The 19,967-nt window shown below is 62.4% G+C and carries 20 protein-coding genes and 1 tRNA gene; 15 read left to right on the top strand and 6 right to left on the bottom strand.

Features of this window, described 5'->3' with window-relative positions; genetic code table 11:
* Nucleotides 1–2: 2 nt before the first annotated feature.
* The 8 genes from P0M12_RS23625 (at nt 3) to P0M12_RS23660 (ending at nt 6,611) form a co-directional block, all read left to right on the top strand.
* Nucleotides 3–380 carry a CrcB family protein gene (locus P0M12_RS23625; RefSeq protein WP_007731302.1) on the top strand — a complete coding sequence of 126 codons (378 nt, stop codon included), beginning with the start codon at nt 3–5 and terminating at the stop codon, nt 378–380.
* Nucleotides 377–721 carry a fluoride efflux transporter CrcB gene (gene crcB / locus P0M12_RS23630; RefSeq protein ID WP_003942344.1) on the top strand — a complete coding sequence of 115 codons (345 nt, stop codon included), beginning with the start codon at nt 377–379 and terminating at the stop codon, nt 719–721. The genes P0M12_RS23625 and crcB overlap by 4 nt, the downstream gene beginning before the upstream one ends.
* 97 nt (nt 722–818) lie before the next feature.
* Complete coding sequence (gene pgm, locus P0M12_RS23635) at nt 819–2,456, top strand: phosphoglucomutase (alpha-D-glucose-1,6-bisphosphate-dependent) (RefSeq protein ID WP_042924497.1); 1,638 nt, start codon at nt 819–821, stop codon at nt 2,454–2,456.
* 42 nt (nt 2,457–2,498) lie between these two features.
* Nucleotides 2,499–3,752: an MFS transporter gene (locus tag P0M12_RS23640; RefSeq protein WP_030534968.1), complete on the top strand. Its 1,254-nt coding sequence runs from the start codon at nt 2,499–2,501 to the stop codon at nt 3,750–3,752.
* 25 nt (nt 3,753–3,777) lie between these two features.
* Nucleotides 3,778–4,266 (top strand): MauE/DoxX family redox-associated membrane protein, encoded by a 489-nt coding sequence (locus P0M12_RS23645; protein ID WP_003942318.1) that lies wholly within the window; start codon nt 3,778–3,780, stop codon nt 4,264–4,266.
* Between the two features lie 42 nt (nt 4,267–4,308).
* Nucleotides 4,309–5,052 carry a DsbA family protein gene (locus P0M12_RS23650; RefSeq protein WP_054827383.1) on the top strand — a complete coding sequence of 248 codons (744 nt, stop codon included), beginning with the start codon at nt 4,309–4,311 and terminating at the stop codon, nt 5,050–5,052.
* Nucleotides 5,053–5,197: 145 nt separating this feature from the next.
* A tRNA-Ala gene (locus P0M12_RS23655) sits at nt 5,198–5,270 on the top strand.
* Between the two features lie 225 nt (nt 5,271–5,495).
* Nucleotides 5,496–6,611 (top strand): FAD-dependent oxidoreductase, encoded by a 1,116-nt coding sequence (locus tag P0M12_RS23660; RefSeq protein WP_277376911.1) that lies wholly within the window; start codon nt 5,496–5,498, stop codon nt 6,609–6,611.
* A gap of 10 nt (nt 6,612–6,621) precedes the next feature.
* On the opposite strand, the gene P0M12_RS23665 is transcribed toward P0M12_RS23660, so the two are convergent.
* A complete protein-coding gene (locus tag P0M12_RS23665; RefSeq protein WP_003942356.1) occupies nt 6,622–9,156 on the bottom strand; it encodes an alpha/beta fold hydrolase in 2,535 nt (844 codons plus the stop codon).
* A gap of 178 nt (nt 9,157–9,334) precedes the next feature.
* Between P0M12_RS23665 and P0M12_RS23670 the strand changes: the two genes are divergently transcribed.
* From P0M12_RS23670 to bluB, 3 genes are all read left to right on the top strand, one after another.
* A complete protein-coding gene (locus P0M12_RS23670; protein ID WP_277376912.1) occupies nt 9,335–9,937 on the top strand; it encodes a lipocalin family protein in 603 nt (200 codons plus the stop codon).
* 81 nt (nt 9,938–10,018) lie between these two features.
* Entirely contained in the window at nt 10,019–11,071 is a 1,053-nt protein-coding gene (locus P0M12_RS23675) for a GTP-binding protein (RefSeq protein WP_277376913.1), read from the top strand.
* Nucleotides 11,068–11,697, top strand: a complete 630-nt coding sequence (bluB, locus tag P0M12_RS23680) for a 5,6-dimethylbenzimidazole synthase (protein WP_007731309.1) — start codon at nt 11,068–11,070, stop codon at nt 11,695–11,697. Before P0M12_RS23675 ends, bluB begins: the two co-directional genes overlap by 4 nt.
* 14 nt (nt 11,698–11,711) lie before the next feature.
* Here the strand turns inward: bluB and P0M12_RS23685 are convergent, their stop codons facing one another.
* The 4 genes from P0M12_RS23685 to glp form a co-directional block, all read right to left on the bottom strand.
* Nucleotides 11,712–13,151 (bottom strand): DEAD/DEAH box helicase, encoded by a 1,440-nt coding sequence (locus P0M12_RS23685; RefSeq protein WP_042450056.1) that lies wholly within the window; start codon nt 13,149–13,151, stop codon nt 11,712–11,714.
* A gap of 228 nt (nt 13,152–13,379) precedes the next feature.
* Nucleotides 13,380–13,793 carry a molybdenum cofactor biosynthesis protein MoaE gene (locus P0M12_RS23690; RefSeq protein WP_003944730.1) on the bottom strand — a complete coding sequence of 138 codons (414 nt, stop codon included), beginning with the start codon at nt 13,791–13,793 and terminating at the stop codon, nt 13,380–13,382.
* Nucleotides 13,786–14,772, bottom strand: coding sequence for a bifunctional molybdenum cofactor biosynthesis protein MoaC/MoaB (gene moaCB, locus P0M12_RS23695; RefSeq protein ID WP_065455546.1), 987 nt, complete (start codon nt 14,770–14,772; stop codon nt 13,786–13,788). Before moaCB ends, P0M12_RS23690 begins: the two co-directional genes overlap by 8 nt.
* 28 nt (nt 14,773–14,800) lie before the next feature.
* The gene (gene glp, locus P0M12_RS23700) at nt 14,801–16,003 is read right to left on the bottom strand and encodes a gephyrin-like molybdotransferase Glp (RefSeq protein WP_277376914.1); all 1,203 of its coding nucleotides are present in this window, start codon (nt 16,001–16,003) and stop codon (nt 14,801–14,803) included.
* Nucleotides 16,004–16,114: 111 nt separating this feature from the next.
* Here glp and moaA point away from each other — a divergent pair, with 111 nt between their 5' ends.
* From moaA to P0M12_RS23715, 3 genes are all read left to right on the top strand, one after another.
* On the top strand, nt 16,115–17,173 hold the full coding sequence (moaA, locus tag P0M12_RS23705) for a GTP 3',8-cyclase MoaA (RefSeq protein WP_047271625.1): 1,059 nt from the start codon (nt 16,115–16,117) through the stop codon (nt 17,171–17,173).
* Entirely contained in the window at nt 17,166–17,423 is a 258-nt protein-coding gene (locus P0M12_RS23710) for a MoaD/ThiS family protein (RefSeq protein ID WP_003944706.1), read from the top strand. Before moaA ends, P0M12_RS23710 begins: the two co-directional genes overlap by 8 nt.
* Nucleotides 17,424–17,737: 314 nt before the next feature.
* The gene (locus P0M12_RS23715; RefSeq protein WP_003944763.1) at nt 17,738–18,493 is read left to right on the top strand and encodes a hypothetical protein; all 756 of its coding nucleotides are present in this window, start codon (nt 17,738–17,740) and stop codon (nt 18,491–18,493) included.
* 25 nt (nt 18,494–18,518) lie between these two features.
* On the opposite strand, the gene nadE is transcribed toward P0M12_RS23715, so the two are convergent.
* Entirely contained in the window at nt 18,519–19,343 is an 825-nt protein-coding gene (gene nadE / locus P0M12_RS23720; RefSeq protein ID WP_277376915.1) for an ammonia-dependent NAD(+) synthetase, read from the bottom strand.
* A gap of 68 nt (nt 19,344–19,411) precedes the next feature.
* On the opposite strand from nadE, the gene P0M12_RS23725 reads away from it, so the two are divergent.
* Nucleotides 19,412–19,966, top strand: coding sequence for a nucleosidase (locus P0M12_RS23725; RefSeq protein ID WP_003944766.1), 555 nt, complete (start codon nt 19,412–19,414; stop codon nt 19,964–19,966).
* Nucleotide 19,967: the final 1 nt, after the last annotated feature.

Here is a 19,967-nt window from a genome sequence, read left to right on the forward strand (position 1 = left end):
GCATGGGTGATCTGAAACTGCCGGCTGCGGTATGCGCGGTTGCCGTCGGCGGAGGGTTGGGCGCGCTCAGCCGCTACGGTCTGGGGGAGCTCTTTCCCCACATCTGGACGACGCTGGTCATCAACGTCGTCGGCTCGTTCGTTCTCGGTGTTCTCGCGGCCCTGCTCGTGCACAACAAGGTTGGGTACCTCTTTCTCGGCACGGGCTTCTGCGGCGGCTTCACCACCTTCTCGTCCTTCGCGGTTCACGCCGTGACGGAGAGTCCGTGGCGATCGATTCTCTATGTTCTCGGGACGTTGATTCCCGCGATCCTCGCTGCAGCACTGGGCAAAGGGCTCGGTGAACGCTGGATCCGCGCGCGGGACGGAGCGTCGGCATGACAGTTCTCCTGGTGGCGCTCGGCGGCGGCGCTGGTGCGAGTGGCCGGTACCTGTTGGCGCGGTATGTGCCCGCGTACAAGGGATTTCCGGCTGCGACGTTCGCCGCGAACGTGATCGGCTGCTTCCTCCTTGGATTGTTCACCGGGGCAGCTCTTTCCACCGAGATGGCCGCACTTCTGGCGACCGGCTTCTGCGGCGGCTTGTCCACCTATTCGACATTCGCGACCGAGAACGTCGGGATGATCGAGAGGCGCCAGACGGCGCTTTCTCTGATCTACATCGTCCTCAGTCTGATCGTGGGACTGTCCGCTGCGTGGTTGGGAATCCAGATCACGGATTGACGGATCCGGCGCCGAGCGTGCACGCCACGCGGCCAGGGTAGACAATTGTCCACAGTCGCGTCGACACAGTGGTCGACCACCGGGCCGAGGGGGATTCGTGGCGCACGAACGAGCAGGACAAGTGGCTCTGCCAGAGGATCTGATCAATGTTCCTCATCTGGTCACCGCGTATTACACGCGCACTCCGGATCCTGAGAACCCGATGCAGCAGGTACTTTTCGGCACTTCAGGACATCGCGGTTCCAGTCTCGACTCGGCGTTCAACGAAGCTCATATCCTGGCGACAACCCAGGCGATCGTCGAGTACCGCGCTTCGCAGGGAATCGACGGCCCGCTGTTCATCGGCCGGGACACACATGCGCTCTCGGAGCCGGCCTGGCTGTCGGCCTTGGAGGTCCTGGTCGCCAACGACGTCGTCGTCCTCGTCGATTCACGCGACGCCTACACTCCCACCCCGGCTGTCAGTCACGCGATCTTGCGATACAACTCGACGGGTCCGGAGGCCAAAGCCGACGGCATCGTCGTGACACCGTCACACAATCCGCCTCGTGACGGTGGCTTCAAATACAACCCGCCGCACGGCGGGCCCGCGGACACGGATGCGACGTCGGTTATCGCCGATCGAGCGAACGAGCTACTGCGCAAGGGGCTTTCCGGGGTACGGCGTGTGACGGCGGCACAAGCGCTGGACCGCGTCGAACGCTACGACTTCCTCCGCTACTACGTCGAAGACCTCCCCAGTGTCCTCAACCTCGACGCGATCCGCGATGCCGGAATCACGATCGGTGCAGACCCCCTCGGCGGGGCAAGCGTCGACTACTGGGGCGCGATTGCCGAAACTCACCGACTCGACCTCGAAGTGGTGAATCCTCTCGTCGATCCGACCTGGCGGTTCATGACGCTCGATACGGACGGCAAGATCCGCATGGACTGCTCGTCGCCCGACGCGATGGCGTCGCTGATCGGGATTCGGGATCGCTACGACATCGCGACCGGAAACGATGCGGACTCCGACCGCCACGGCATCGTCACTCCCGACGGCGGTTTGATGAACCCGAATCACTATCTGGCCGTTGCCATCGAGTACCTGTTCGCGAACCGGCCAGGTTGGGGCGCAGATACCAAGGTCGGCAAGACCCTCGTGAGTTCCTCGATGATCGACCGTGTCGTGAGCAGCCTGGGCCGCGAATTGCTCGAGGTTCCGGTCGGGTTCAAGTGGTTCGTTCCCGGATTGCTCGACGGGTCTGTGGGATTCGGCGGCGAGGAAAGCGCCGGCGCGTCCTTCCTCCGACACGACGGTTCCGTCTGGACGACGGACAAGGACGGCATCATCCTTGCGTTGCTCGCGTCGGAAATCACCGCGGTGACGGGAAAGTCTCCGTCAGCGCACTACGCCGCGTTGGCCGAGAAGTTCGGGAGCCCGGCGTACGCACGGATCGATGCGCCCGCGACACGCGCACAGAAGGCAGTCTTGGCAAAACTGTCTCCCGACCAGGTGAGTGCAACCGAGCTGGCGGGTGAACCGATCACCGCGACACTGACTGCCGCGCCCGGAAACGGCGCGGCGATCGGTGGTCTCAAGGTGACGACGGAGAACGCATGGTTTGCAGCGAGGCCGTCCGGCACGGAGGACGTGTACAAGATCTATGCCGAGTCGATGAAGGGCGCCGATCATCTGGCTCAGGTTCAGGCAGCGGCCAAGGACTTGGTGTCCAGCGTCTTGAAGGCGAACTAGCCCGCGGACCGCTCATGTCGCCCGGCTAGAATTCCGGGCGACATGAAAACTCGTGCAGCCAAGCTGCCACAGGAAATTTGGGTACTGGTCGCCGCCAGCTTCGTCATCGCCCTCGGATTCGGGTTGGTCGCCCCGGCACTACCTCAGTTCGCACGCAGCTTCGATGTATCGGTCACCGCCGCCACGATCGTGATCTCGTCTTTCGCTTTCATGCGGTTGGTGTTCGCGCCGATGAGCGGCACTTTGGTACAGAAACTCGGTGAGCGTCCGGTCTACATCGTCGGCCTTTTGATCGTCGCGGTCTCGACCGGTGCGTGCGCTTTCGCGGGGGAGTACTGGCAACTTCTGCTGTTCCGGTCGTTGGGCGGCATCGGGTCGACCATGTTCACGGTGTCGGCTCTCGGGCTGATCATTCGCATGTCACCGCCGGACAGTCGCGGCCGCGTGTCGGGTCTGTACGCGACGAGCTTTCTCATGGGATCGATCGGCGGCCCGCTGGTCGGCGGTGCGCTGTTGCAGTTCGGTCTGCGGATGCCGTTCATCATCTACGCAATTGCGTTGGTGATCGCCGCGCTCGTTGTCTTCGTGAGCCTGCGTGGATCTCATTTGGCGTCACCGGACAAGGCTGTCGATGTGAAGTCGATGACTCTCACAGAAGGCCTCCAGTCTCCGGTGTACCGGGCAGCGCTCGGATCGAATCTCGCCTTCGGCGGCGTGATCTTCGGAGTTCGCGTTGCCATGGTTCCCCTGTTCGTCGTCGAGTTCCTCGGCCGAGACCCCTCGATTGCGGCCTACGCCCTGACGATCTTCGCCGTCGGCAATGCGTTGGTGTTGATCGTGTCCGGACGACTCTCCGACCGCTTCGGACGCAAGCCCTTTGTCGTGAGCGGTCTGCTCATCTGTGGTCTGGGAACCATCGCAATGGGATTCACCGACAACCTCGTGGTGTTCTTCGCCATCGCCGCAGTGACTGGTGTCGGCTCCGGGCTCATGAGTCCGGCCCAGCAGGCCGCGGTTGCCGATGTTGTCGGATCGACGGCCCGAGGCGGACCCGTTCTGGCGGTATTCCAGATGATGTCCGACATCGGTGGGGTAGTGGCGCCGATTTGTGCCGGGCTGATCGCCCAACATGTTTCGTACTCGGCGGCCTTCGCAGTGATGGGAGCCGTCGTTGTCGTGTCGGCGACGGGGTGGCTGTTCGTCCCGTCGCGAACGAAGCCTGTCGAATCCGTTGTAGAAGATCTGACTGATGTGACGGTGCTAACGGATACTCCTGCGCGGACAAACCTGGACTGACCGGGCATTCTGTACTCTCGATCGGGTGGCAATTCGCATCGTGAGTCTTGTGGCCCGATTGGGTTTGGCGGCCGTCTGGCTGATTTCCGGGGGACTCAAGTTCTTTGATCCCGTTCAGACGAAGATCGCGGTGCGCGCCTATCAACTATTGCCCGAGTCACTGGTGGGTCCGGTGGCGACGGCTCTTCCCCTGGTCGAAATAGTCCTGGGCCTGCTGATCCTCGTCGGGTTGGCGGTGCGAGCATCCGCTGCAGTCTCGGTGGTCATCCTCACGGTTCTCATTGCGGTGATCATTTCGGTGTGGGCCAGGGGATTGTCCATCGACTGCGGATGTTTCGGCGGCGGAGGTGCAGCCGACGTCGGCGCTTGGGACTATTCGAAGGAGATTCTCCGCGACCTGGGCTTCTTGGCACTTGCCGTCTGGCTGCTCGTGTTCCCGCGTTCGCCACTCGCATTGGGGCCCGGATCACGCGCGGCGTTCTCAGTGGATACTCAGTCTTCAGTGGCAAGGTAAGCAATCGGTAAATCGTTTCGACGCACGAAGGACTGCATCAGCGTGAGCACCAAGAGCAGCAAGAACAAATACTCGCCGGAACCGGTCTCGAGCCGCTCCACCTACATCATCGGTGGCCTCGCGGTGCTCGTGATCGCGGCCCTCGTCATCGGCGGTGTCTTGTGGACGAACAGCAAGAACAAGCCCCAGAACGACGGCTACGGCTCCGTGCAGAGTTCCGAAGTTGCCGTCACGGTGCAGGACAACGGAGTGGTGCTGCTCGGCAAGCCCTCCGCCGCGACAACCATTGATCTCTTCGAGGATCCGCTGTGCCCCGCCTGTGCCGCTCTCGAACACCTCAGTGGCCAGGCTCTCGCGGCCGCTGTCGACAACGGTGACGTCGCCGTGCGATACCACATGCTGAACTTCCTCAACCGGGCGTCGGGCAGCGGTGACTACTCCACACGGGCCGGCGCCGCTCTGCTCTGCGTCGCTCAGGGTGGTGACGCGATTGCGTACTCCGCATTCCACAACAAGCTTTTCGCGACCGACACGCAGCCTGCCGAGGGCGGCAGCAGCGACCACACCAACGACGACCTCGCCCAGATCGCTCGTGATGCGGGCGCATCCGAGGACGTGGCAACCTGCATCTCTTCCGGTACCAACGTCGAAGCCGCCGCGGCCAATGCCACGGCCGCCAGCCAGGCGCTCAAGGATGTCGGGTCGAACGGGACGCCCACGGTTGTGGCGAACGGCAAGATCGTTGACACAGGCAGCAGCGACTGGGTTTCCAAGCTCTCCTCTTGAGCTGGAGCGGCCGCTTCGACAAGGAGCGGCCGCTTCGCTCTGACCAGGCGATTTGTTGCCCACGAGTCAAGTGGTGTAACTTTCTTCCAGCAAGCGGAAAGCAGAACAGCCGCTGCGAGTTCGACTGTTAGAGCGAACTGAATACGGGGCTATGGCGCAGCTGGTAGCGCACCACACTGGCAGTGTGGGGGTCAGGGGTTCGAGTCCCCTTAGCTCCACCCAATACAAATGCTCTGCACCATTGGTGCAGAGCATTTGTTGTTTTCGAGCCAGTGTTGTGTTGTCGACCCTGTGTTTTTCGAGTCTCTATTGCATGCAGCACAGTTCTGCCTAGATGTGTCGACCGCCATAACGCCAGGGCGTCAATGTTCAATAACGTCCGCGATGAGGCCTGATCATCCCGTGCATTCTCAGCATGGGGACCGTTGGCGGAACGGAGAACCATGAGTGCACACGTGGTGATAATCGGGGCAGGATATGCGGGCGGCATGGCAGCGAAGCGACTGCTGAGAACTCGGTCGGACATCACGGTGACCGTCGTGAATCCGCGCCCACACTTCGTGCAAAGAATCAGGCTCCATCAGATGATCGCGGCTGGCTACGACGCGACGGTCTCGTTCGACAGGGCGCTACCGCGTGCGGCACACCGAGTCTTCGGAGAGGTGACGACGATCGAGGCGGGGCTCGGCAGGCTTACCCTCGACGACGGCAGTGTGCTCGACTACGACTATCTGGTCTACGCAGTCGGAAGTGGGCAGTTACCCAGCACTATCGGCGGGGCGGCGGAGCACGGGTTCAGCGTCTCCGAATTCGAGGACGCGGTTCGCCTCGAATCCAGACTGGCGACACTCGACGGGAAGGCTACGGTCTGCGTTGTCGGCGGCGGTCTCACCGGAATCGAGACTGCCGCAGAATTGGCTGAGCAGCGAAGCAGCCGAATCACTTTGGTGACCGGAGGAATCGTGGCCCCGGATCTGTCAGAGCGTGCGCGATCTGCAATTCTCAGAACATTGACCGATCTTGGGGTCGACATCGTCACCGAATCCCGGGTGACGCGGATCGACGGTTCGTCCTGCGAGCTTGCGGGAGGCGCACGGGTGGAGGCAGATTGCACGATTCTCGCGACAGAATTCGGGGTCCCCGATCTGGCGCGCCGAAGTGGCCTTCCCGTCGACGGTCTCGGTCGTCTGAAGGTCGACGACCGACTCGAATGCTCGTCCCACCCCAACATCGTCGGTGCGGGTGATGCGGTCGCAGTCGGTGATCTTTTACTGAGGATGAGTTGTCAGGCCGCGATTCCCTTGGGAGTCCATGCGGCCGAGACGATCCTGCATCGACTCGAAGGTTCCGCGCCGCGCCCGGTGGCTCCGAAGTTCGCAGGCCGGTGCATCAGTCTCGGGAGGCGGCGAGGTGTGTTCCAGCGGACCACTCGTGTCGACAACGCAACGGGCATGTTCGTCGCAGGCGGGGCGGGTGCGTTCGTCAAGGAACGAGTGTGTTCGTCGACGACCGACTGGGCCCTCACTCCGCGCCGCTCTTTCTTCTACAGCTGGACATGAGGAGCGCTGGTCACGCTCGATCACAGACTCGATCGATGATCGCCGCAGTCTTGCGGACGTACGGTTGGCGGACGACGTCTTCGTGGCACGCGTCGACGTCGTCGAAATCCAGTGAGCCCGTGGCAATGAGTGACCAGATCTCGCGTCCACGGTTGTTGGTGGCCCCACGGATCACGGTGACGGGCGCGGCGCATGCTCGTATCCGATGCTTCCGGAGCGCCTGGCCTCCTATGTAGAGGAACACGGTCCACTGGGTGGCCGGCGGGTACTGCAGAATGCCGGCGAACAGCGTGCGGATCCACATGGCCGCGACGGTGCGTCTGGTCGGCTTCCAGCGGGCATTGGTGGATGGTTGTGGTGCAAGGTCGACGATCGACGGATCCAAAGTGATGCCCGCTCGACCAGCCAGTCGTGCGGCAGCCTCGGTGGAGATTCTGGTGTCGAGAACGGTGACGTGTTCGACAGTGTCACCTGACTCGGACAGCTGTGTCGCCATTTCCAGCGCCACGTAGCCGCCGTACGAGTATCCGGCGAGGAGGTATGGCCCGGTGGGCTGAATCTTCTTGATTTCGAAAATGAAACGGCGGGCGCTTGCTTTCACCGACCGGTCGGGTAGTCCGCGAGATTCGAAGCCGTGTGGCTGAAGTGCGTAAACCGGCCGATCGGTGTGAAGCGCTTTCGACAAGGTGGACAGCGTCGTCGATGGGCACCCCGCTCCGTTCATGATGAACAGCGGTCGCCCGGAGCCTTCGAGCTTCAGTGGCACCATCGTGTTGTGACAGACGCGATCATCGGGATCGATTCTGCGCCGATCCACCAGCGCTGCAAGGTCTTTGACGGTACTGGCGGCCGCGAACTCCGCCGCCGTGATCCGGATCCGGAACATGTCGTGAATCTTTGCCACCACTTCGGTTGAAGCAAGCGAATCGCCGCCGAGTTCGAAGAAGTCGTCCTCACGGTCGATGGAGTCGATACCGAGAATCGACTCCCAGATCGAGGACAACCACAATTCGGCGGGCCCGGCGAGAGTCGGTGGAGTGGACCGCACCTCGACGGAGGGCAGCGCTGTTCGATCGACCTTTCCTCTTTCGTTGCGGGGCAACGCCGGCATCAGAACAAAATGTCGGGGGAGCATCCAGGCCGGCAGATATGTCGCCAATTCGCGCCGCATCTCGGCGCCCGACCGTGCCATCACGGCTTTGGTCAGGACCACGTAGGCGACGATCTCCGGTCGATCGTTCTCGAGGACGACGGCCACGAAAACATCGGCGACGCCGGGAATTCGACGAATATGCGCCTCGACTTCCATCGGTTCCACCAGGTAGCCCCGAATCTTGACGGCGTCGTCGACGCGTCCCCGCAGTTGCAGTTCTCCGCGTTCGTCGATGCGTCCCCGGTCCCCGGTCCGGTAGATGCTCACTCCGTCGCCCAGGCGCGTGAATCGTGTTGCAGTTCGATCCGGGTCGCCGTGGTATCCGTCGGCAAGATCACTGGAGACAACCTGAATCTCTCCGATCTCTCCGTCGGGGAGAGGCACGCCGTTCACATCGACGATCTGTACGTCCTTGCCGTCGCGAGCACGTCCGGCCGGTACCACTCCGACGGGTAGTTCGGAATGTGGTGGGAACGCGTTGTACGCGACGACACCGGTCTCGGTGGTGGCCAGCCAGTTGACGTACGTGACGCGAGCGAAGCCGTGACTGCGATGGCGCGCGTAGTCCTCGCCGTGAACTGCTTCCCCGTACGTTACGACGACGCGTAGGGAACCGATCGAATCATCATTTGCTGCATCGCAATCGAGATCCGACCACGCCCGCAGAAAGGACGGCGCACAGTGCGTGGTCGTGATCGAATTCTCGATCAGCCAATCGTCGATTCCCGAGACGCCGTCGATACGTGGATCCCAGCAGAAGACCGTGACTCCGTTCATCAGGCCCATGATCAGGGCCGTGATTCCGGCTCCGAAACTGACGGGCAACAGGTTCCCGATGTGATCATCGGGTCGCAGGTCGATTGCTGCGGCAAGTTCGTCGGCCTTGTTCAGGCACATGGAGTGGCTCAACACGACTCCCTTGGGCGCCCCGCTGGTGCCTGATGTGAACGCGATCATGGCAGGGTCGGAACTCGATGGTTCCAGCGCGCTGTCGAATCTGAAGCCCGTCGCAGCAGACTCGTCGAGTATCGACTGCAGCGCGACGGCGCCCGAGGTGCTCATGATGTGCGCACGGCGGGCCTCGGGGAGTTGTGGGTCGATCATGACCAAGGGCCGACCGGAAATCAGAGTGGCGAGGATGGCGGGCACCGACTCGGCCGTTGGTTCGAGATCGACCGCAACCGGGCGTGCCCCGTGTGACCCACGTAGGCGAAGTTCGCGGACCAATGCGTCGGTTCGGAGTTCGAGTTCGGCGAAAGTGATCCGGTCGCGCGGAGTCACGACGGCAACGGCGTCGTGCTGCATAGAGGTGACTCGGCGCCACCTCGACTCGATCGTCTCGTCGATGACTGCATAGCGAGTGCGTTCTAGACCTAAGTCGACAACCTTCATCACAGTAGCTCCGTCCGACTTTCAGCTATCTTTTAGCAAAGACTACATAAGGTTTGTGAAGTAGGTCCATAACAAACCAAAAGTAGTTTTACATACCGCCCCATCCTCCAGTCCGTCAGCTCCGAATGCCTTGAGGAACCAATGCCGATCGAGCGTTGTACAGACGAGGAGCAGTGACATGAAGTGGTCGGGGCGAAGTGCGATTGCGATTGCGGGAGTGTGCGCCGCAGTGACGATGTTTTCGGGAACCGCGCAGGCGAGCCCAATCTGGGAACCCTTGCAGCCGGTGGCGAACCTGGACGTCGCGCGCTACGCAGGGGAATGGAACCAGGTGGCGGCGATTCCTCAGCCCTTCAACCTCGCGTGCGCGAAGGACACCCGGGCGAGTTACGGGATTGTCGATTCCACGAACGTGAGCGTGAAGAACACGTGTACGACGTGGACCGGTCAAGCCAACGAGATCGTCGGGAATGCCCGAGTTACCGATCCAGCAACGGGTGCCCAGTTGCATGTGAGCTTCCCCGGGGTGCCCTCACAGGAAAGCTTGGACGGCCCACCCAACTACATCGTCACCTACATTGCCGACGACTATTCGTGGGCACTGGTGGGCGATCCGCTCAGGCTTTCCGGGTTCGTGCTCTCACGGTCGGCGGTCGTCGACGCGGCAGGCTGGAGTGAGATCCGCCGGGTCGCCGAATCCCGTGGATACAACGCATGCACGATCCTGACGTCACCGACCACCGAGGGCACGTCGGACATCCGTCCGCTCTGCACGGTGTGAGTCTGCTGTCAGCGTGAACCTTCCGGAGCCACACTCCACTACGATCACTGATCGGTACGTGTGGTTTCGGAAGGTTGTGTGGTGGCGAAGAAGCAGATTCCCGTAATAGTCGTCGCAGGCTTTCTCGGTTCGGGCAAGACGACGCTGCTCAACCATCTTCTGCGTAACAACGACGGTGTACGCATCGGCGTGATCGTCAACGACTTCGGCTCCGTCAACATCGACTCGATGATGGTCGCCGGTCAGGTCGATTCGATGGTCTCTCTCAGCAACGGCTGTTTGTGCTGCGCTGTCGACGTCTCGGACATGGACGAGATGCTGAACAAGTTGGCGCACCGGCAGTCCGGGATCGACGTGATCGTCATCGAGGCCAGCGGGCTTGCCGAGCCGCGGAACATGATTCGACTCGTCCTCGGAAGTGAGAACCCGTCTGTCGTCTACGGCGGCCTGGTGGTCCTGGTCGACGGAGCCAATTTCTCCACCGTTCGCCGCGAACATCCCGAGCTCGATCAACATGTCCGCCTGGCAGACCTGGTGGTAGTCAACAAGATCGACAGCGTTCCGGTCGCCGAACGCGAGCGATTCACGACCGAAATTCGTAAGTTGAATCCGCGAGCGCCGATGGTGGAAACCTCGCACTCGCGGATAGACCCCGCTCTGTTGTTCGATACCGGCGAGGTGACCCCTCCGGCTCCGGGCGATCAACTGAGCCTCGACGAGCTCCTGCGCGACGGGCACGACGACGATCACGAGGACGGCTCGTGTCACCACGATCACCTGCACCACCGCTACGAATCGGTTGATTTCGCATCGGAGACGCCTCTCGATGCCAGGGCTCTGACGCACTTTCTCGAGAATCAGCCGTCGGGTGTTTACCGCATCAAGGGCTTCGTGAACTTCGAGATTCCGGGCCACACAGGAAAATTCGAGATCCAATCGGTGGGTGATCATGTCCGGATCACGCCGCTGCGATGGAAGTCGGGCGAACCTCGAACCACGCAACTGGTCGTGATCGGCACCGGGATGGATTCGGGGGCGGTCGGCAGCGCGCTCCGCGCCTGCATGCGCGAAGAAACGGTCGAACCGCACCCCGACGCCATGCTGGGATTGCACCGCTATACCGTCGGGGCGTGAGTGAATCAGCTGTATCCGTGTACGAAGCGATTCGGCGACGCCGAGACGTTCGCGCCGAGTTCTCGGGAGAGATCGTCCCCGACGAAACTCTGATGCGCATTCTCGACGCCGCCCATCGCGCGCCGAGCGTGGGAAACACGCAACCGTGGGATTTTGTCGTCGTTCGTAATCCGGAGACGCTCGACACCTTCGCGGCACACGTCGCCGATGCCCGGGTGAAATTCGCGCAGTCCTTGCCCGAGGATCGCCGCTCGACGTTCGACCCCATCAAGATCGAGGGAATCGCCGAGAGTGGTACCGGCATCGTCGTCACTTACGACCCGTCGCGCGGTGGCCCGAACATCCTCGGCCGTCATACCGTCGACGACACCGGGCTGTTCTCGGCGGTACTGGCAATTCAGAATTTGTGGCTCGCCGCGGTAGCCGAGGAGATCGGCATCGGCTGGGTTTCGTTCTACGACGAGAAGTACCTCACCGAACTCATGGGCATTCCGTCACCCGTTCGCCCCATTGCGTGGCTGTGCGTCGGGAAGGTGACCGAGTTTCAACAGGTTCCGGATCTCGAACGCTTCGGATGGCGACAGCGCCGGCCATTGGCCGACGCTGTCCACTACGAAACCTATTGAGTTGTACCGGGGGCCTAGCGTGCGGGACGGCCACCGGTGGAGCCTGCGGTGCGAGCGCCGCCGCCGGTGCGGGGACGGCGAGCGCCACCACCGGCATGTTCCTGACGGGCAGCTCCGCCGGTGCGAGCACCGCGTGACTGACCGCCCTGTCCGGAGCGAGCCTGACCCGAACGTGCTGCGCCGCCGCGTCCACCCTGGCCGGCGGGACGCTGCCCGCGTCCACCGTTCGGCTGGGCAGGAGCCTTCGGAGCCGGCGTGACGTGCGGTGCGATGTCGCCGACCAACTTGACGACGTGCTCGGAATTGGCAGTCGAACGGACCGGGGTCACCTTGATGGCTGCCTTGCGCATGAGGATCGCAAGATCCTTACGCTGCTCGGGCAGAACCACGGTGACCACGTCGCCGGCGCTGCCTGCTCGAGCGGTGCGACCACTGCGGTGCAGGTACGCCTTGTGCTCGGCCGGCGGATCGACATGGACGACCAACTCGACGTCGTCGACGTGGACGCCACGCGCTGCGACGTCGGTGGCGACGAGGACGCGCGCTTCACCGGCGGAGAATGCCGCCAGGTTACGGTCGCGAGCAGCCTGCGAGAGGTTGCCGTGAAGGTCAACGGACGGGATGCCCGACTCGGTGAGCTGGCGAGCCAACTTGCGAGCCTGGTGCTTGGTGCGCATGAACAGGATGCGACGACCGGTACCGGAAGCGAGCTTCTCGACCAGAGCCTTCTTGGCTTCGACGCCGTCGACGTCGAACACGTGGTGCGTCATTGCGGCGACGGGGGAGTTGGCCTCGTCGACCGAATGCATGACCTCGTTCTTGAGGAAACGCTTGACGAGCTTGTCGACGCCGTTGTCCAGCGTTGCCGAGAACAGTAGACGCTGCCCGTCCTGCGGGGTGGACGAGAGGATGCGGGTGACGACGGGCAGGAAGCCGAGGTCGGCCATGTGGTCGGCCTCGTCGAGCACGGTGATCTCGACGGCGTCGAGACTGACGAACTTCTGCTTCATGAGGTCTTCGAGGCGACCGGGGCAGGCGACGACGATGTCGACTCCGGCCTTGAGAGCCTGAACCTGGCGGTGCTGCGAGACACCACCGAAGATCGTGGTCACGCGCAAGTCGTATGCGGCGGCCAACGGTTCGAGGGTTGCGGTGATCTGGGTGGCGAGCTCACGCGTCGGTGCGAGCACCAGGCCGAGCGGTCGACCCGGACGACGCTTTCCTCCGGACAGTTCGCCGGCGAGGCGGGAGACCATGGGGATGGAGAACGCGAGGGTCTTGCCGCTTCCGGTCTTTCCGCGGCCCAGTACGTCGCGCCCCGAGAGAGTGTCGGGGAGGGTGTCGATCTGGATCGGGAACGGAGAAGTGATTCCGCCGTCTTCGAGAGCTTTCACCAGCGGTGCGCGCACACCGAGGGCTGCGAAGGTGGTAGCGGGCGTAGAGATGTCAGACAAGTGTGTTCAGAGCCTTTCGGGCACGTGTTCGTGCCCGGATGCCGACACGGGAATTAACCGGTCGAACAATCAAGCACAGTGGTGGCGGCGCTGCCGGTCGGCAGGCTTCTTCGCCGTAAGAAGAGCGGGTGCATTGAGCACTCAGCAAGAAAATTTGCGTTCTACGACGCTGGATGCCCGATTTCAGGCACCTAGTGATCGCAACTCTACCTTCCCGGAGCGTTCGACCTACAACCCGACCCATTCGGAGACGCCGTTCGCGAAGTGTTGCCGCTTCCAGATCGGTACCTCGTGCTTGATGCGCTCCACCAGTTCGGCGCACGCGGCAAACGCCTCCGCTCGATGCGGCGCGGCGACGGCGGCGACCAGTGCGAGGTCGCCGATCTCGAGGTGACCGACGCGATGGATCGCGGCAACCGGCAGGCCGGTCGAGGCCGCAACCTCTTGGCAGCACGTCTCGAGGAAGCGTTCGGCATCCGGATGCGCTTGGTACTCCAACGCCGAAACCGCTTGACCTCCATCGTGATTGCGCACCGTTCCCGTGAACACCACAACAGCGCCGTTCTTCGGACCGGCCACGGCGGCGTCGACGGTGTCTGCGTGAATCGGTTGCTCGGAGATCCGAGCCAATAGCTCACTCATCGTGCGCTCCTCCGCCTGCGACCTGCGCGAGCAGGTGATCGATGATGGGTCCGAGGACGGCGAGACCGTCCTTCACTCCACCGGGAGAACCCGGAAGATTGACGATGACCGTCGTACCTGTGAGACCTGCCACACCACGGCTCAGCGACGCGTGCGGTGTCTTCTCGAGGCCCTTGGTCCGGATCGCTTCTGCGACGCCGGGCAACTCACGGGTCAAGACTGCCCGGGTAGCTTCCGGGGTGGCATCCGTGGGGGAAGCCCCCGTGCCGCCGGTACTGATGACGAGTGACGGGAAGCCCTCCTTGGCGTCAGTGATGCCCGCCGCTATGTCTGCGTCGGCGTACACAAGCGGTCCACGTACCTCGAAGTCCCGTTCACGTAGCCAGGTCGCGATCGTGGGTCCGGTGGTGTCGGGTCTGGTGCCGTTCGCACCGCCGGTGGAAGCCACGAGGACGGTCGCGGACCGTGCCGAGGTGAAGGTGTGCGCCGGAGCTGTCTGTGCGTTCTGAGTGTCGCGGGTCCAATGTCCGCGCTTACCACCGTCTTTGGTGAGCAGACGAACACCGTTCATGGTAGCTCCGGGGTCCACCGCTTTGACCATGTCGTGCAAGGTCAGGCCGGCTACCGCGACGGCGGTGAGTGCTTCCATCTCGACGCCGGTCTGTCCGCGAGTCTTCGCCGTCGCCTCGACGGTGATCGATGTTTCGGTGAACCCGAATTCCACCTTGACCGACGAGAGCGCGAGTTGATGACACAGCGGGATCAGTTCGGAGGTCTTCTTCGCACCGGCGATTCCGGCGATGCGCGCGGTGGTGAGGACATCAGCCTTGGGCATGCCGTCGGCGCGGACGAGGCGAACTACCTCGGCGGTCGTGACGAGTTCGCCGGCAGCGACGGCGATACGCGTCGTCTCGGCCTTGGCGCTGACGTCGACCATGCGCGCTCGGCCCTCGCTGTCGACGTGTGTCAATTCGGTCATCAGTGTCCTTTGAATCAGATCGAGTGAATCAGATCGAGGAAGTCGAGAGCGGGACGACGTCGACGAGATCGCCCGCGCCGAGCTCGGTCACGGCGGCGGGGATGTCGATCAGGACGTCGCCCCACGCCATGGCTGCAACAAGGTGCGATCCGGGTCCGGCAACGAGTTCGATTCCGTCCGCAGTTCTGCGTGCCCGCAGGAACTGCCGCTTGCCGTCCACCGAACGCAGCGGTGCAGTCAACGGGAGTCGCTCGCGTGGGATCTCGGGCAGGCCCGCGGCCCGGCGCAGTTCGCCCCGTGCGAAGACCTCGAAGGAGACCATCGTGCTCACCGGGTTGCCCGGGAAGCTCAGTACCGGCACTTCGTTCACCACTGCAGTGCCTTGCGGACCGCCCGGCTGCATTGCGACGTGGCCGAAGTGTGCTCCCAGAGGCGTGAGAGTTTCCTTCACCACCTCGAAGTCGCCCATGGACACTCCGCCGGAGGTGAACACCAGATCAGCGACCGAGGTTGCGTACGAGAGCAATTCGCGGAACTCGGCGGGGTCGTCGCTGCTTCGGGCGACGGATACGACATCGGCGCCGTTGGCTTCGGCCAATGTTGCCAAAGCTGGACCGTTGGAATCGTAGATCTCACCGGGTTCGAGAGTTGTTCCGGCACTTTTCAGTTCGGCGCCCGTCGTAATTATCGCGACCCGTGGCTTCGTGTAGGTGTCGAGCGAGGCCAGGCCCACAGCACTCAGCGCGGCGATATGGCGAGGTTCCAAGTGCGTTCCGGCCGTGACCAGTAGCATTCCGGCGGTGATGTCGCTGCCACGTTCGCGTACGAATTCGCCTACCGACCTGCCCCGTTCGATCGTGACGACGTGCTCGGTGACACCCGTTGTGTCCTCGACCGGAACAACGGCGTCGGCACCCTCGGGGAGCGGAGCACCGGTCATGATGCGAAATGCCGATCCTGGAAGGTGTTTCGGTGGTTTTCCGCTTCCAGCGGCGATCACGCCTCGAACCGTCAGTGTGGTCGGAACCGAGGCCACAGAAGCAGCATCGACGGCATACCCGTCCATCTGCGAGTTGCGGAAGAGTGGCAGGTCTACCGGCGATGCGATATCCGAGCAAGTTATGCGCCCCAACGCTTCTGCCGTCGGAACTGCCGTCGGAGAGAGGGTGTGCAGGCCGGTGAGCAATCCGGAGATGTGCGACGCGTGTTCCTCGACCGAACGCGCGCTCATGACAGTAACCTCGACAACCTCGACATGTTTTGATCCTAGGCGGTGTGGTCCGTCCGACACACGGAGTACGGCTTTCGGTCATACTGGAGCAATACGGAAGTTGGTGAAGTGATGACAGTGGTCTCGATGGGAATTCCCACCGTGCGGTTCGACGCTGCCTCCCTCGCCGGTCGTCCCGAGACGGATCTCCTGGTCGACAGGTTCGGGCGTGTTGCCAGAGATCTGCGAGTCTCGATCACCGAGAAGTGTTCACTTCGTTGCACGTATTGCATGCCGGAGGAAGGCTTGCCGGCCATCGCTGCGGAAGATCTTCTGAGTGCCGACGAGATCATTCGAGTAGTCGGAATCGGCGTCGAACGAGTCGGTATTCGCGAGGTGAGATTCACCGGCGGCGAACCGCTGATGCGTAGTGACCTCGAAAAGATCATCGGGGGGTGCGCCGCGCGCGTGCCAGGAATTCCACTTTCCATGACTACCAACGCCGTTGGGCTCGAACATCGTGCCGCAAAGCTGGCTGCAGCTGGTTTGACCCGCGTGAATGTTTCCCTGGATTCGGTTGATCGCGCCCATTTCGCTGAATTGACGCGTCGAGACAGGTTGCCGTCCGTTCTCGCGGGAATTCGAGCGGCAGCTGCGGCCGGGCTCGCGCCACTGAAGATCAATGCGGTGCTGATGCGTGAAACGCTCCACGGCGCGGCGGATCTTTTGCAGTGGTGCCTCGAAGCCGGCGTCGAATTGCGCTTTATCGAGCAAATGCCTCTGGACGCAGACCATGCATGGGCACGCGAGAACATGGTGACCGCGGCTGAATTGTTGTCCGTTTTGGGAAGCCGTTTCGAATTGGAAGCAATCGGCCGTGAAGATCCGTCGGCTCCTGCCGAAGAATGGCGTGTCGACGGGACCACGATGACGGTAGGGATCATCGCTTCCGTGACCCGCTCGTTCTGCAGTGAATGCGATCGGACGCGAATGACCGCAGAGGGAACAATTCGGTCATGTCTGTTCAGTGACCGTGAAGTTGATCTGCGTGCCGCGCTCAGGGCCGGAGCAAGTGACGACGAACTAGCGGATTTGTGGCGCGGTGCGATGTGGAACAAGTGGGCTGGGCACGGCATCGACGCCGCGGACTTCGTTCCGCCGGAAAGAAGTATGGGAGCGATTGGTGGCTGATCCGCATTCGATCTCGGTTCGTTACTTTGCTGCTGCAGCGGATGTATCCGGTTGCCGTAGCGAGGTAGTCGCCATCTCGCCTGACAACACACTTGCCGAGTTGGTGGCGGTGCTGGTCGGGCGATACGGACCGGAGATGGAGCGAGTGCTGTCGGTCTCGGCTTTCCTCGTCGGTGACGAGTTGACCCGCGACGTCTCTCGAGCCTCCGGTAGCGCTGTCGATATTCTTCCGCCTTTCGCTGGAGGCTAGTCCGAGAATTGCCGGCGTAGCTATTTGTGGGCTGCCGACGTATTGTCCTTTTTCGGTTTGCCGGTCCAAATATTCATATCTTGATCACTCCAGCTCAAGTGGCATCTATCTCCGTTTTCTCCATTGTTGGTCAATTGTCCAGCATTGGTCGTTTTGTTTAGTTTCTCCTACTTTTGGGGGAGCGAATGCACTTCGAATTGCCAAGGTGAATTGTCATCTGTTTGGATGACAAAAGAAATACCTTCGCTGTTGGTAATTGTCGACATGTGTTAATTTTGGCGCAATTCCACTCGGGATATGTGAAAGGTATTTCAATGTCGATTAATTCCACGCGCCGTGTCGGAGTCGTCGTAGCACTCCTCGGGGCAGCTGCACTCACCGCTCCGGCAATTGCTACTGCGCTTCCGTCCACCGGTTCTCTCGGCTCTTCTGCGCCGGAAGCCTCCTGCTCGACCCTGTCCACCGAAGCGACGCCGAACGGTTGGGGCATCCCGTTCACCGACGAGAAGGATCAGACCGCGTCGTACTCGGCCGACAACGTTCTCGACAAGGACGGTTCACTGAAGCTGGCCGTCGACGGTACCGGCGATCGTTCGGTTTCCTACCATTCGGCCGGCGGTATCAAGCTGTCCGACGCAGTCGGCAAGGCGATCGGCTTTGCCGAGCGCGCCGCCACGCCGACTGCGGCATTCCAGCTCCGCCTCACCGGAACCACCGGCGGAAAGTTCGAGAACGGATTCACCACCCTGGTGTGGGTCCCGGGACCCGACGCGACGCCGACGGCTGACGGCGGCGTTCACGCGGATCTCCAGAAGGGCGTGTGGTGGAGCACTCAGAACATCGACGGCGCCAAGGACCGCGTGTCAGTGCCTTTGGCTGACATCGTCGCCGCGAACCCGAACGCGGTAGTCGACCACTACGGCGTCAGTGTGGGCACCGGTTCCGCCGCCACGTCGACGCTGGTCGATGCAGTGCAGTTCAACGGATGCACCACCAACTTCGCGAAGAAGGATCCGGCTTCGGGAACGGGTTCGCTGGGCGACGTCTTCGGCAGCCTGTTCGGTAGCTAGTCGCTGGTAAGAGCTCTGGTAGGAGTTACTTCCACCAGTCATCGAGGGGTGTGACCGGCACCGTGCGCTTGTGACGAGTGTTGGTGAACATCTTTTCGAGCTTCTCGGCTACCTCGGAGGAAACGTCCTTTCCTTCGAGGTAGTCGTCTATCTGTGAGTACGTGACGCCGAGGGCAACTTCGTCGGGTAGCGCGGGTCGGTCGTCCTCGAGGTCGGCGGTCGGCACCTTGCGCCACGTGCTCTCGGGTGCGCCCAATTCCTGCAGCAATGCAGCGCCCTGGCGTTTGCTCAAGCCGGTGAGCGGCGTGATGTCGACACCGCCGTCACCGAATTTCGTGAAGAAGCCGGTAATCGCTTCTGCGGCGTGGTCGGTACCGATCACGAGGTAGCCGAGCTGACCGGCAATCGCATACTGGATGACCATTCGTTCGCGCGCCTTGATGTTGCCGCGGACGAAGTCGCGTAGTTCGCCGTTCCCCAACGCCTCGGAGGCCTCACGGGCCGTCGCGACGGCGCCAGGCTTGACGTTGACCGTGAGAGAGCGGTCCGGCTTGATGAAGCCGAGCGCGATCTGAGCGTCGGATTCGTCAGCCTGAGCGCCATAGGGGAGTCGAACGGCGACGAACTCGGCCTCGTGGCCTTCTTCACGAAGTTCCGTGACCGCGCGTTGGGCGAGGGCTCCGGCGAGCGTGCTGTCCTGACCGCCGCTGATTCCCAGAACGAACCCTTTGGCGGGGGTCGAGCGCACGTAGTCCTTCAGGAACTGGACTCGCGCGCGAACCTCCGCTGCGGCGTCGATTGTCGGCTTTGTGCCGAGTTCTTCGATGATGCTTTCACGCAGTGTGGCCATGAATGGACTCTAGCGATGTGAGCAGGCGCGTGCAGTGCCACCGTATCCGGGGCGGTACGGTCGCGCACATGAGTGCGAACAACGTTCTGGTGGTCAGTGCGACGAAGTCGGAAGCGGCATACGTGCCGCAAGGATACGAACTGCTGATCACGGGGATTGGAAAGGTCAGTGCTGCAACAGCAGTCGCCTCTGCTCTCGCGCGGTACGAGCGGGATGATCTGCCGCTGGTCGTCAACATCGGGACAGCCGGTGCGCTGCACGCGCACCACGGCGGCCTCTATGTTCCCGGCGTCGTCATCAATCACGACATCAGCAGCACCGCGATCCGAGCGCTGGGGCACGACGTCGCGGACCGTTTGGTGCTCGCCGGCGGTGACGACTCGGTGTTGGCGACCGGCGACGCATTCATCGCCGACGCTGCAACCCGGGACGCCCTTGCGCAGCGAGCCGATCTGGTCGACATGGAGGGATTTGCCATCGCATTCGCCGCGCAGGCTGCGGGTGCTACCTGCCGACTCGTCAAACACGTCAGCGATCACGCGGACGACTCGGCCTTGGACTGGCCCGCGATGATCGATGCCAGCGCCCGCGAGTTGGGGCGCTGGCTGCTCGACAACGTCTGAT

This window comes from Rhodococcus sp. RCBS9, from assembly GCF_029457415.1.
GTDB lineage: Bacteria > Actinomycetota > Actinomycetes > Mycobacteriales > Mycobacteriaceae > Rhodococcus_F > Rhodococcus_F qingshengii.

Bases quoted from the DNA above. Each gene is read 5' to 3' on its own strand.
- crcB (WP_003942344.1), top strand. From the start codon at position 377: ATGACAGTTCTCCTGGTGGCGCTCGGCGGCGGCGCTGGTGCGAGTGGC.
- moaA (WP_047271625.1), top strand. From the start codon at position 16,115: ATGACAGTGGTCTCGATGGGAATTCCCACCGTGCGGTTCGACGCTGCC.
- P0M12_RS23670 (WP_277376912.1), top strand. From the start codon at position 9,335: ATGAAGTGGTCGGGGCGAAGTGCGATTGCGATTGCGGGAGTGTGCGCC.
- P0M12_RS23640 (WP_030534968.1), top strand. From the start codon at position 2,499: ATGAAAACTCGTGCAGCCAAGCTGCCACAGGAAATTTGGGTACTGGTC.
- P0M12_RS23715 (WP_003944763.1), top strand. From the start codon at position 17,738: ATGTCGATTAATTCCACGCGCCGTGTCGGAGTCGTCGTAGCACTCCTC.
- P0M12_RS23665 (WP_003942356.1), bottom strand. From the start codon at position 9,156: ATGAAGGTTGTCGACTTAGGTCTAGAACGCACTCGCTATGCAGTCATC.
- P0M12_RS23690 (WP_003944730.1), bottom strand. From the start codon at position 13,793: ATGAGTGAGCTATTGGCTCGGATCTCCGAGCAACCGATTCACGCAGAC.
- nadE (WP_277376915.1), bottom strand. From the start codon at position 19,343: ATGGCCACACTGCGTGAAAGCATCATCGAAGAACTCGGCACAAAGCCG.
- P0M12_RS23660 (WP_277376911.1), top strand. From the start codon at position 5,496: ATGAGTGCACACGTGGTGATAATCGGGGCAGGATATGCGGGCGGCATG.
- P0M12_RS23725 (WP_003944766.1), top strand. From the start codon at position 19,412: ATGAGTGCGAACAACGTTCTGGTGGTCAGTGCGACGAAGTCGGAAGCG.
- glp (WP_277376914.1), bottom strand. From the start codon at position 16,003: ATGAGCGCGCGTTCGGTCGAGGAACACGCGTCGCACATCTCCGGATTG.
- P0M12_RS23625 (WP_007731302.1), top strand. From the start codon at position 3: ATGGGTGATCTGAAACTGCCGGCTGCGGTATGCGCGGTTGCCGTCGGC.
- moaCB (WP_065455546.1), bottom strand. From the start codon at position 14,772: ATGACCGAATTGACACACGTCGACAGCGAGGGCCGAGCGCGCATGGTC.